At 55.8% G+C, this 11,308-nt stretch carries 18 protein-coding genes; all 18 read left to right on the top strand.

All coding sequences use genetic code 11. The annotated features are described in order from the left end of the window. The coding region (locus AS89_RS18825; protein WP_010133852.1) for a hypothetical protein at positions 1 to 2,257 on the top strand (2,257 nt) is incomplete at its 5' end. A gap of 128 nt (positions 2,258 to 2,385) precedes the next feature. After that, a complete protein-coding gene (locus AS89_RS0116370; protein WP_158217380.1) occupies positions 2,386 to 4,077 on the top strand; it encodes a ShlB/FhaC/HecB family hemolysin secretion/activation protein in 1,692 nt (563 codons plus the stop codon). Between the two features lie 107 nt (positions 4,078 to 4,184). Then, positions 4,185 to 4,496, top strand: a complete 312-nt coding sequence (gene rpsJ / locus AS89_RS0116365; protein WP_010133849.1) for a 30S ribosomal protein S10 — start codon at positions 4,185 to 4,187, stop codon at positions 4,494 to 4,496. 110 nt (positions 4,497 to 4,606) lie between these two features. Next, positions 4,607 to 5,242 carry a 50S ribosomal protein L3 gene (rplC, locus tag AS89_RS0116360; protein WP_010133848.1) on the top strand — a complete coding sequence of 212 codons (636 nt, stop codon included), beginning with the start codon at positions 4,607 to 4,609 and terminating at the stop codon, positions 5,240 to 5,242. Between the two features lie 18 nt (positions 5,243 to 5,260). Further along, positions 5,261 to 5,875 (top strand): 50S ribosomal protein L4, encoded by a 615-nt coding sequence (rplD, locus tag AS89_RS0116355; RefSeq protein ID WP_010133847.1) that lies wholly within the window; start codon positions 5,261 to 5,263, stop codon positions 5,873 to 5,875. Continuing rightward, positions 5,872 to 6,168, top strand: coding sequence for a 50S ribosomal protein L23 (gene rplW, locus AS89_RS0116350; RefSeq protein WP_010133846.1), 297 nt, complete (start codon positions 5,872 to 5,874; stop codon positions 6,166 to 6,168). The genes rplD and rplW overlap by 4 nt, the downstream gene beginning before the upstream one ends. Positions 6,169 to 6,182: 14 nt before the next feature. Further along, positions 6,183 to 7,007 (top strand): 50S ribosomal protein L2, encoded by an 825-nt coding sequence (gene rplB, locus AS89_RS0116345; protein ID WP_010133845.1) that lies wholly within the window; start codon positions 6,183 to 6,185, stop codon positions 7,005 to 7,007. A gap of 37 nt (positions 7,008 to 7,044) precedes the next feature. Beyond that, positions 7,045 to 7,323 carry a 30S ribosomal protein S19 gene (rpsS, locus tag AS89_RS0116340; RefSeq protein WP_010133844.1) on the top strand — a complete coding sequence of 93 codons (279 nt, stop codon included), beginning with the start codon at positions 7,045 to 7,047 and terminating at the stop codon, positions 7,321 to 7,323. A 15-nt stretch (positions 7,324 to 7,338) separates the two neighbouring features. Beyond that, on the top strand, positions 7,339 to 7,671 hold the full coding sequence (gene rplV, locus AS89_RS0116335) for a 50S ribosomal protein L22 (RefSeq protein WP_010133843.1): 333 nt from the start codon (positions 7,339 to 7,341) through the stop codon (positions 7,669 to 7,671). 19 nt (positions 7,672 to 7,690) lie between these two features. Further along, the gene (rpsC, locus tag AS89_RS0116330) at positions 7,691 to 8,368 is read left to right on the top strand and encodes a 30S ribosomal protein S3 (protein WP_010133842.1); all 678 of its coding nucleotides are present in this window, start codon (positions 7,691 to 7,693) and stop codon (positions 8,366 to 8,368) included. Between the two features lie 11 nt (positions 8,369 to 8,379). Further along, positions 8,380 to 8,793 carry a 50S ribosomal protein L16 gene (rplP, locus tag AS89_RS0116325; protein ID WP_010133841.1) on the top strand — a complete coding sequence of 138 codons (414 nt, stop codon included), beginning with the start codon at positions 8,380 to 8,382 and terminating at the stop codon, positions 8,791 to 8,793. Continuing rightward, on the top strand, positions 8,793 to 8,984 hold the full coding sequence (gene rpmC / locus AS89_RS0116320) for a 50S ribosomal protein L29 (RefSeq protein WP_010133840.1): 192 nt from the start codon (positions 8,793 to 8,795) through the stop codon (positions 8,982 to 8,984). Before rplP ends, rpmC begins: the two co-directional genes overlap by 1 nt. Before the next feature lie 2 nt (positions 8,985 to 8,986). Further along, entirely contained in the window at positions 8,987 to 9,250 is a 264-nt protein-coding gene (gene rpsQ, locus AS89_RS0116315; RefSeq protein WP_010133838.1) for a 30S ribosomal protein S17, read from the top strand. A gap of 50 nt (positions 9,251 to 9,300) precedes the next feature. Beyond that, positions 9,301 to 9,669, top strand: coding sequence for a 50S ribosomal protein L14 (gene rplN / locus AS89_RS0116310; RefSeq protein WP_010133837.1), 369 nt, complete (start codon positions 9,301 to 9,303; stop codon positions 9,667 to 9,669). Between the two features lie 20 nt (positions 9,670 to 9,689). Continuing rightward, positions 9,690 to 10,007: a 50S ribosomal protein L24 gene (rplX, locus tag AS89_RS0116305; protein WP_010133836.1), complete on the top strand. Its 318-nt coding sequence runs from the start codon at positions 9,690 to 9,692 to the stop codon at positions 10,005 to 10,007. 14 nt (positions 10,008 to 10,021) lie between these two features. Next, entirely contained in the window at positions 10,022 to 10,561 is a 540-nt protein-coding gene (gene rplE / locus AS89_RS0116300; protein ID WP_010133835.1) for a 50S ribosomal protein L5, read from the top strand. A gap of 9 nt (positions 10,562 to 10,570) precedes the next feature. After that, positions 10,571 to 10,876, top strand: coding sequence for a 30S ribosomal protein S14 (gene rpsN, locus AS89_RS0116295; protein ID WP_010133834.1), 306 nt, complete (start codon positions 10,571 to 10,573; stop codon positions 10,874 to 10,876). Positions 10,877 to 10,903: 27 nt separating this feature from the next. Further along, positions 10,904 to 11,296 carry a 30S ribosomal protein S8 gene (gene rpsH, locus AS89_RS0116290; protein ID WP_010133833.1) on the top strand — a complete coding sequence of 131 codons (393 nt, stop codon included), beginning with the start codon at positions 10,904 to 10,906 and terminating at the stop codon, positions 11,294 to 11,296. The last annotated feature ends 12 nt before the right edge of the window (positions 11,297 to 11,308 follow it).

Below are 11,308 nucleotides of genomic sequence, written 5' to 3'. Positions count from 1 at the left end.
GAGTGGTAACAATCTGTCCGCAACCAGCGACAGCTTCACCATGGGCACCGCTGCCAGCTTGCAAGTGGCGAGTGACTTCGATGCGACCACCGCCAACGAGCAGCGTTACGCACTGGTGGATGTAGATGGCAATGCAGTTCTGACCGCCGGTGGCGATATCGCCTTCAGCGAAGCCGCTAACATCGGTGCCGACCTCACCATCGTCGATGGCGACAACCTGACCATGACCGACCACGTTGCGGTCACCGGCACTGCGAACCTCACCCTGCGCGGTGACGTCACTCAATCTGCCGGACAGCAGTTCACCATCGGCAACGACCTGACCGCTTCCGCGAACAGCTGGACCATGGGTGACAACGCTCTGCTGCAGGTTGGTGGTGCAATCGATATCGCCACTGTGGCAGGCATGCGTCTGGCGAGGGTGGATAGTGGCAGTGCACTGTCCCTGAGCAGTTCTATGTCTGACATCCAGCTGCGCGATCACCTGACTGCCGGTGGGCCTGTGCTGTTGTCTGCAGCGGGTGCTGTCAGCGTAGATCCCACTCTGGATGTGGTGAGTGGTGATGCATTTACCCTGAGCGCCAACAGCTTTGTGATGGGGCAGGGCAGCCTGTTGCAAGTAGCTGGAAATACTCAGCTCGATAGCGCGGGCGATGTTGTATTGGCCGAATTCATTGGCCAGGGCAACACCGAAATTACCGCCGGTGGAGCGCTTCAGCTGAATGAGCGTGCGGAAACCTTCGGTAGCATGAAGTTGGATATCGCCGCTGACATGGCTCAGGCCGAAGGTCAGCATCTGGTCGTGCATGGCGATCTGTCTGCATCGGCAGCAAGCTGGCAAATGGATAGCGATGCGCGCCTGCAGGTTGTCGGTGACGGCGATGTTACGCTGGTTGGCGATGCGGACCTGCAACTGCTGAATGTCGGTGGTGATTTCGCGCTCATCAATGGTGGTGACGTAGCGCTGCGCCGCGACGCGCATACCGGTGGCGCGCTGACCTTGCACGCTACTGGCGACATTGCCCAGTCTGCGAGCACCCTGGTGAGAGCGGGTGGTGCTGTGGCAATCGATACCAACCGTTGGACCATGGGCAGTGGTAGCCGCCTGGAGTCGCAAGGTGGTATCCGCGTGCACAGCTCCGAAAGCATGTTGCTGTCGGAACTGAGCAGTAGCTGGAGTGGCGATTACGCATTTGACCTGCTGAGCGGCAACGGCCGTATTGACGGACGCAGCGATGCCGACCTGCACCTGCAGGGTGTGGCCGGTGGTCGCAGCTACCTGAGCGCGGCAACGGGCATCGGCGATCCTCTGATCATGGATGTGCCCTGGTTCTCCGCTGTCACCGATGAAGGTGATATCAACCTGATCCTGTTAAACGACGCGCATGCGGAACTGCTGTCTGCGCAGAATGGCGACATCCATATGCGCGCCTTCGGCGATGTAGAAATTGCCGAGCTGATTGGTACCCCGCATCTGTGGATCGACGGCTTCCTGCTGGCGAACCAGATGACCATTCCAGAAGGCAGCTTTATCGCCGAGGAGGGTATCCAGATTGATCAGGTGTTGATGACCGCTTCTGGCGAGCTGGAGCTGCGGGCACCAACCATCGATATGAACGTGGATAGTCAGGGCAACCCGGAGCTGTTCCTGACGTTGACCAACATCGATGGCGCAGCCGCTCAGTGGGTAGGCGTCAATGTGGAAAACAATGAGCGTTTGACCATCGACCGCCTGATGACTGATTACGGCGCAATCTCCACCAGTGGTGACCTGCGGATTGAAAGTGCAGAAGTGATCTCTGAGCTGGATATGCAGAGTGGCGTGTTGAGTTTGACCCTGGATAACGTCGACCTGTCACCACAGGACCTGAATGGCCAGCTAGTTACGCCTTATGGGGAGTTCTGGTTGGATGTGCAGGGCAACTTGCTGCTCACCAACGCGCAGGTCACTCGCTATCGCGATCCTCTGGTTCTGACCTATCAGGGTAAAGACGGTGAGTATGCGATCGGTGACCCCGGCTTCAGCCGTCTTTCCATCGAGCACCAGCTGGAAAATTCCATCGACGGCGAACGTGCCGAAGGTCGCGACTTGTGGCGCTTGTGGTTCAGTCGTCCGCTGGATTATCTGAATGCGGAAGAGTACTTCTGGAACCCGGTCGATTGGCTGGACCCGGATGAGTACAGCGAGATGGATCCGGAAAGTGACGAACCCGGTTATGCGGAAATCTCTCGGGACGACACGCTGGCCATGCGCTAATTCTCTCCCCCTCGCTTGAGGGGGTAAGCGCGAACGACGTTTATATAGACGTTTATATAAAAAGATGTAATACGGCCGTTCCGGCGCGAACCGGCGGAAATTGGCGATAAACCTGAATGGTGGTGAAAGTGGCAAGGTTGGAATTTGGAAAACTCGCGCAGGCACTGGTGCTCGCAGTAGCGGCGCCCTGTGCCTGGGCGCAGACGGAAGTTGATCTGCCCGACCACATTCCAGGGGCTGATGCCGGCGAGCAGGCCGCGGAGATCCGTCGTCGCGAGCAGTTGCTGATGGATCGCCCTGCGATGCCCGCTTTGCGGTTGATTGATGAAGTTGAAGTGACCGGTGATCCCCGGGAGCTTGAGGGGCCGGTGTTCGAGTTGCGCAGCGTACGCTTCAGTCCATCGGAGCTACTTACCGAGCAGCAGCTGCGGGACATCGTCCTGCCGTACCTGGGGCAGCAGGTAGCGCACAGCCAGCTGATGGAAATCGTCGAGTCGGTTAACCGCACCTACCGCGAGTCGGGCGTCTACACCGCCGTAGCGGTCTTGCCGCAGCAGGAAGTAAAAGAGGGCGTAGTGTCGATTCGCCTGATTGAGGGCAAGCTGGGTGAAATCCGCTTTGAAGGCAACGAATACACGCCGGATGCCTTCTTCTCGGAATGGATGGTCAAGCACCAGGGGCAGGAAACCGTGGATATGCCGCTGCTGCAGGCGGATATCCTCGAGTTCAACCGCTTGCATGACGAACGCATCCGGGCGGAACTGCGCCGTGGTGAATCCTTCGGCCTGACCGATATTGTGGTCACGGTCCAAGAGCCCGAACGCGGCTTTTTCCAGACGTTCGCCGATAATTACGGTTACGAGAGTTCCGGGCGCGAGTCACTCGGCTTTATGTATCGCCGCCAGCACCTGTTGTCTGGTGGCGACCGCGCCATTGCTTACCTGTCGGGTAGTGAGGGGGCGCAGTCCCTCAGTCTCAGCTACAACCGGCCTCTGCCGGGTACCCTTTGGCGTGTCGGTGGCAGTGCGTCACTGACCCGTACCGACCTGACCGAAGGGGATTTCGCCACTTCCGATGTGCAGGGTGATTCTCACCGCCTCGGCCTCGAGTCCTCCTGGCTAGCGTGGTCCGGCGAGCGCGGCTGGCTGAATGTGCTTGGCGCCGCGGGCTATACCCGTTCTACCACTGAAATTGCTGGGGTTGTCTTTAGTGACGACGCTATCCTGCAGGGTCAGGTTGGTGTGAGTGTGAACTGGGTGGGGCGCAACTGGCAGCTGACCGGTCGCCAAATGCTGGCCTACACTGATTTTGACGACAAGTCGGACGTGGGGTCTGCGCGTCAGGCTACCCAGGAAACCCTGTATAACGGCGCCCTGACCGGATATCTGCGTGCAGGTACTACAGGTTTCTACGGCATTCTGCTTTCCTCCTGGCAGTACAGTAATGACGCACAGCTGCCGGGGTCGTTATCGTTCTCGCTGGGTGGTCCTACCAGTATCAGGGGCTATCTGCCCAGCGCTGTCAGCGGCGACCGAGGGTGGTACGGGCAGGTTGAGCTGCACTACGATGCCTGGCAGCCATGGGGGGTGACCGTCGAGCCGTACCTGTTCTTTGACTACGGTGAGGCCAAGTCCCTGGACCGCAGTCAGGACGGCTCCGGCAATATCAATGTCGAGACACCTCTGGGTGCCGGTGGGCTCGGAATGGCACTGTCCGGGTCTTCATGGTCACTGTCGATGAACTACGCGGAGCCCACCAAGGAAGCGATTCCGGAGCAGGAATCTGCCGTGTTTTATGCCCGCATGAGTGTTCGCTATTAGCGGTTGACAGCTCAAAACTTCGCCCGTAGAATTCGCGCTCCTTTTCGCCCGCCCTCGGGGTTGCGTAAAAGGACGTTCTTTAGTTTTTATTATTGGAGTTTGATTCCATGCAGGGTCAACGCATCCGAATTCGCCTGAAGGCGTTCGATCACAAGCTGATCGACGCGTCTACCCAGGAGATTGTTGAGACGGCCAAGCGCACTGGCGCACAAGTACGCGGTCCTATCCCGCTGCCGACTCGTAAAGAGAAGTACACCGTACTGATTTCTCCGCACGTCAACAAAGACGCGCGCGACCAGTACGAAATCCGTACTCACAAGCGTTTGCTGGACATCGTAGAACCTACCGAGAAAACCGTTGACGCGCTGATGAAGCTCGATCTGGCGGCCGGTGTTGAGGTTCAGATTAGTCTCGGCTAACACGTTAAATTAACTACCGAATCCCAGGCGAAAACGGTCTGGGTAGTGTAACGCTCTGAAATTGGGCGGCCGCAGTGGGTTAAAGCCCCGTGCACTGAGAGGTTGAAAAGATGACTATAGGTATTGTCGGCCGCAAGAGCGGCATGACTCGCATCTTCACCGAAGATGGCGCTTCTATCCCGGTAACTGTTATCGAGGTAGCTCCGAATCGCGTCACTCAGGTGAAAACTGTGGAAACTGACGGCTACTCCGCGGTTCAGGTAACTGTGGGTTCCCGTAAGGCTTCCCGTGTCTCCAAGCCCCAAGCGGGCCACTTCGCCAAAGCCAACACTGAGGCTGGCTCTGCACTTTTCGAACTGCGCACTGACGGTTCTGAAGAGTCCTTCGAAATCGGTTCTGAAATCACTGTATCTGGCTTTGAAGCTGGTCAGAAGATCGACGTAACCGGCACTTCCAAAGGTAAAGGTTTCCAGGGTGGCGTTAAGCGCTGGAATTTCCGTACCCAGGACGCTACTCACGGTAACTCCCTGTCTCACCGCGCTCCCGGTTCTATCGGTCAGTGCCAGACTCCTGGTCGTGTGTGGAAAGGCAAGAAAATGGCCGGTCACATGGGTGCTGAGCGTGTAACTACGCAAAACCTGGAAGTGGTTCGTGTTGATGCCGAACGTAACTTGCTGCTGGTTAAAGGTGCCGTACCTGGCGCTCCCGGTGGTGACGTAATCGTTCGTCCGGCAGTTAAAGCCTAAGTCTGAGGGGAAATAGATATGGAACTGAATATCGCTACTCCCGAAGGCGCTAAAGGCACTGTTGCAGTCTCTGAAGTGGCTTTCGGTCGTGAATTCAATCAGGACCTGGTGCACCAGGCAGTCGTCGCCTACATGGCTGGCGCTCGTCAGGGTACCAAGGCTCAGAAAAACCGCTCTGCGGTTTCCGGCGGCGGCAAGAAGCCGTGGCGCCAAAAAGGTACTGGCCGTGCTCGTGCCGGTACTATTCGCAGCCCGCTGTGGCGTTCCGGTGGCGTAACCTTCGCCGCTGAGCCGCGTGATCACAGTGTAAAGCTCAACAAGAAAATGTACCGCGCTGCACTGCGCTGTATTCTTTCTGAGCTGGCTCGTCAGGAGCGTCTGGTTGTAGTTGAGTCTTTCGACGTTGAAGCGCCGAAGACCAAGCAGCTGGTAACCAAGCTGGCACAGTACGATCTGTCCGACGCGTTGATCGTGACCGAAGAGGTTAATGAAAACCTCTACCTGGCCGCGCGCAACCTGCACAAGATCGATGTTCGCGATGTACAGGCTATCGATCCAGTAAGCCTGATTCGCTTTGACAAGGTCGTGGTTACCGTTTCTGCACTGAAGAAAATTGATGAGGTGCTGGGATGAACCAAGAGCGAATCTACAAAGTATTGCTGGGTCCGGTAATTTCCGAGAAGGCTGCTGTACTGGCGGATGCCGCCAACCAGGTAGTGTTTAAGGTGACCACCGATGCCACCAAGGCTGAAGTGAAAGCTGCGGTTGAAAAGCTGTTCAACGTTTCTGTTGAGCAGGTTCGCACCGTGAACGTTAAAGGCAAAACCAAGCGCACCCGCTACGGCATGGGCGTGCGCAACGATTGGAAAAAAGCCTACGTTCGTCTGGCCGAAGGCAGCGACATCAACTTCGAAGCTGCTGAGTAAAGGGGAAAGTTGCAATGGCTATTGTAAAAACAAAACCGACCTCTGCCGGCCGTCGTCACCTGGTTAAGGTTGTTAACTCCGACCTGCACAAAGGTGCGCCTTACGCTCCGCTGGTTGAGAAGAAGTCCAAGACCGGTGGCCGTAACAACAACGGTCGCATTACCACCCGTCACATCGGTGGTGGTCACAAGCATCACTATCGCGTAGTGGATTTCAAACGCAACAAAGATGGCATTCCAGCCACCGTTGAGCGTCTGGAATACGATCCTAACCGTACTGCGCACATCGCTCTGGTGTGCTACGCCGACGGTGAGCGTCGTTACATCATTGCGCCGAAAGGCCTCAAGGCCGGTGCCAAGATCCAGTCTGGCGACGCTGCGCCCATCGCTGTAGGTAACACCCTGCCGCTGCGCAACATCCCGGTTGGTTCTGTCATTCACGCCATCGAGCTGAAGCCTGGTAAAGGTGCTCAGCTGGCCCGCTCTGCCGGTGCCTCTGTACAGCTGGTTGCCCGTGAAGGTCAGTACGCGACTATCCGTCTGCGTTCTGGCGAAATGCGTAAAGTTCTGTCTGAGTGCCGCGCCACCCTGGGTGAAGTGAGCAACTCTGAACACAGCCTGCGCAAGCTGGGTAAAGCTGGTGCCAAACGCTGGCGCGGTGTTCGTCCTACCGTTCGCGGTGTGGCGATGAACCCGGTAGACCACCCGCATGGTGGTGGTGAAGGTCGTACCTCCGGTGGTCGTCACCCTGTGACACCTTGGGGCGTTCCGACCAAGGGTAAGAAAACGCGTAAGAACAAGCGCACCGACAACATGATTGTACGTCGTCGCGGCAAATAAGCCGCGCGATGTCTGAGCTGCTAGAGAGGAATCGACAGTGCCACGCTCATTAAAGAAAGGTCCCTTTATTGATCTGCATTTGATCAAGAAGGTGGAGGCAGCGATCGAGAAAAATGATCGCCGGCCGATTAAAACCTGGTCCCGCCGTTCCATGGTTATGCCGGAAATGGTGGGCCTGACGATTGCTGTACACAACGGTCGTCAACACGTGCCCGTTCTGGTCAACGAAGAAATGGTTGGCCACAAGCTGGGCGAATTCGCCGCTACCCGCACTTACCGTGGCCACGCCGCGGATAAGAAAGCGAAGAAGCGCTAAGCCGAGGTTATAGAGATGGAAGTGCAAGCAAAACTACGCGGTGCTCGTCTTTCGGCACAGAAAGCGCGTCTGGTAGCTGATCAGATTCGCGGCAAAGGTGTCGAGGAAGCCCTGGATATCCTGGCTTTCAGCCACAAGAAGGGTGCTGCGATCGTCAAGAAGATTCTGGAATCTGCAATCGCCAACGCCGAGCACAACGAAGGTGCCGACGTCGACGAGCTGAAGGTTTCCACCATCTTCGTGGATGAGGGTATGACCATGAAGCGCATTAAGCCGCGTGCAAAAGGTCGTGCCGATCGTATTCTGAAGCGTACTTGTCACATCACTGTGAAAGTAGCCGAGAAATAAGAGAGCAGGCGAGAAAACCATGGGACAAAAAGTACATCCTACCGGCATTCGTCTGGGTATCGTTAAAAAGCATACTTCTGTTTGGTATGCCGGCAGCGACGAGTACGCAGACAAGCTGTACACGGATCTGAAAGTTCGCGAATTCATTCGCAAGAAACTGGCCCACGCTTCTGTGAGCCGCATCGAGATCGAACGTCCGGCCAACACCGCTCGTGTGACCATTCACACTGCGCGTCCGGGCATCGTAATCGGTAAGAAAGGCGAAGACGTAGAGCGTCTGCGCAACGAGGTGAGCAAGCAGATGGGTGTGCCCGTGCACATCGACATCGAAGAAGTGCGCAAGCCTGATCTGGACGCCACTCTGGTTGGCCAGAACGTTGCTCAGCAGCTGGAGCGTCGCGTTATGTTCCGTCGCGCTATGAAGCGTGCCGTACAGAACGCCATGCGTCAGGGCGCAGAAGGTATCAAGATCCAGGTTAGCGGCCGTTTGGGCGGCGCCGAGATCGCGCGTACCGAATGGTACCGTGAAGGTCGTGTACCGCTGCACACTCTGCGCGCCAACATTGACTACGGCACCGCTGAAGCCAGCACTACTTACGGCATCATTGGTGTGAAAGTTTGGATCTTCAAAGGTGAAGTCATCGGTGACGAAGTTGCCGAAGAGAAGCCAGCGAAGCCTCGCAAAAAAGCTAAGTAAGGGGTGCGCAGATGCTACAACCAAAGCGTACAAAATTCCGCAAGGTACAGAAGGGTCGCAACCGCGGTCTTTCTCAGCGCGGCTCTAAAGTGAGCTTTGGCGAGTTCGGCCTCAAGGCCATCGGTCGTGGACGCATTACTGCGCGTCAGATCGAAGCGGCTCGTCGCGCAATGACTCGTCACGTTAAACGTGGCGGTAAAATCTGGATTCGTGTGTTTCCGGACAAGCCCATCACCAACAAGCCTCTTGAGGTTCGGATGGGTAAAGGTAAGGGTGGCGTTGAATACTGGGTTGCCCAGATTCAGCCAGGAAAAGTCCTCTATGAAATGGAAGGCGTTTCCGAAGAATTGGCTCGCGAAGCATTTGAGCTCGCCGCAGCCAAGCTGCCTGTAAAGACAACTTTCGTTAAGCGTTCGGTGATGTAATGAAGACTGCAGATCTACGCTCAAAGTCAGTTGAAGAACTGAACCAGGAACTGATTACTCAGCTTGAAGCACAGTTCAAGCTGCGTATGCAGAAGTCCACCGGTCAGCTGACTCAGACCCATCTGCTGAAGCAGACTCGTCGCGACATTGCTCGCATTAAGACTGTGTTGACCGAGAAGGCAGGTAATTAATCATGGCTGAAGCAAAACTGAAGCGTACTCTGACCGGTAAGGTTGTGAGTGACAAGATGGATAAAACCATCACCGTTTTGATCGAGCGCCGTGTTAAGCACCCGATCTACGGCAAAATCGTGAGCAAGTCCACCAAGCTCAAGGCACACGACGAAAACAATGAATGCGGCATCGGTGATGTTGTGACCATTGAAGAATCTCGTCCGCTGTCCAAGAGTAAGTCCTGGTCCTTGCAGACTATTGTAGAGCGTGCGGCGAAGGTTTAATCCTGGGCCCATTGACTGTGAAGACCTAAACAGGTTTTCGGAGAGGAACAATGATTCAAGCAGAATCCTACTTAGAAGTAGCCGATAACAGTGGGGCTCGCCGTGTCATGTGCATCAAGGTGCTGGGCGGCTCCCACCGTCGCTACGCTGGCGTTGGCGACATCATCAAGGTAACCGTTAAGGAAGCAATTCCCCGCGGTAAAGTGAAAAAGGGTCAGGTAATGACCGCTGTTGTGGTTCGCACCAAAAAAGGTGTGCGTCGCCCGGACGGCTCCCTGATCAAATTTGACGATAACGCAGCGGTGTTGCTGAACCAGAACCAAGCTCCGGTTGGCACCCGTATTTTTGGCCCGGTAACTCGCGAGCTGCGCGGTGAGAAGTTCATGAAGATCATCTCACTGGCTCCCGAAGTTATCTAAGCCACGAGCGGAGAAGAGTAATGCGCAAGATCAAGCGTGACGATGAAGTGATCGTTATCGCCGGTCGCGACAAGGGCAAGCGTGGCACCGTACGTAAGGTGCTGAACGATGGCCGTCTGATCGTGTCCGGTGTTCAGATGATCAAGAAACACCAGAAGCCGAACCCCCAGCTGGGTGTTGCCGGTGGAATCGTTGAGAAAGAAGCCGCTATTCAGGTTTCCAACGTAGCCATCTTCAACCCGAATACGCAAAAAGCTGACCGGGTAGGCTTCAAAGTACTGGAAGATGGCACTAAGATCCGCGTCTTCAAATCCAGCGGCGAAGCCGTTGACGCATAAGTCAGGTGGAAAACATGGCAAGGCTTAAAGAGCTCTACACCAAAGAACTCGCGTCCAAGCTGAAAGAAGAGCTGGGACTTGAGAACGTAATGTCCGTGCCGCGCATCACCAAAATCACCGTCAACATGGGTGTCGGTGAAGCCATTGGTGATAAGAAGGTACTGGAACATGCAGTCAATGACATGACTGCAATCACTGGTCAAAAACCTATTGTGACCAAAGCGCGCAAGTCTATCGCGGGTTTCAAAATCCGTGATGGCTGGCCGATCGGCTGTAAGGTAACTCTGCGCGGTGAGCGCATGTATGAGTTCCTGGAGCGACTGATCGGTATCGCTATCCCACGTATCCGCGACTTCCGTGGCATTAGCCCGAAGCAGTTCGACGGTCGTGGTAACTTCTCAATGGGTGTAACAGAACAAATTATCTTCCCGGAAATTGACTACGACAAAGTAGACAAAATCCGCGGCCTGGATATTTGTATCACTACTACAGCAGCTACCGACGAACAAGGTCGTGCACTGCTGAAAGCATTCAACTTCCCTTTCAAGGGTTAAGAGGATTCCATGGCGAAGAAATCCATGATTGCGCGTGAGAACAAGCGCGCTCGAACCGCAGCTAAGTACGCCGAAAAGCGTCAAGAGCTGAAGGCGATCATCGCCAGTGCCAGTGCTTCCGATGAGGAGCGCTGGGAGGCTCAACTCAAGCTGCAACAAATGCCGCGCGATGCAAGCCCGGTACGTCAGCAACGTCGCTGTCGTATCACTGGTCGCCCCCACGCTGTCTACCGCAAGTTCGGCCTGTGCCGTAACAAACTGCGTGAAGCCGCTATGCGTGGTGATGTCCCCGGTCTGGTTAAGTCCAGCTGGTAATACGGCAGACTTGAGGAGTCTTAAGTAATGAGTATGCAAGATCCGTTGGCAGATATGCTGACCCGCGTCCGCAACGCCTTGGCGCGCGGCAAGGGCAGTGTTTCTATGCCTTCTTCCAAACTGAAAGTAGCCGTAGCAAACGTCCTCAAGGGCGAAGGTTATGTTACTGACGTAGCTGTCAGCGAAGGTGCCAAGCCTGAACTGACTATCGAATTGAAATACTTCCAGGGCAAGCCGGTAATTGCTGAGCTGGATCGGGTTTCCCGTCCAGGCCTGCGTAACTACGCAGGTAAGAAAGCATTGCCGTCCGTTCGCGGTGGCCTGGGTATCGCAATCGTCTCCACCTCCAAAGGTGTGATGACCGATCGTGCTGCCCGTCAGGCTGGTGTCGGCGGCGAAGTGCTCTGCACCGTATTCTAAGCGGGGGTTAAT

It is taken from the genome of Microbulbifer agarilyticus S89 (assembly GCF_000220505.1).
GTDB lineage: Bacteria > Pseudomonadota > Gammaproteobacteria > Pseudomonadales > Cellvibrionaceae > Microbulbifer > Microbulbifer agarilyticus_B.
Note: the sequence above shows the minus strand (reverse complement) of the source record. Positions and strands in the feature narration are given on the sequence as shown.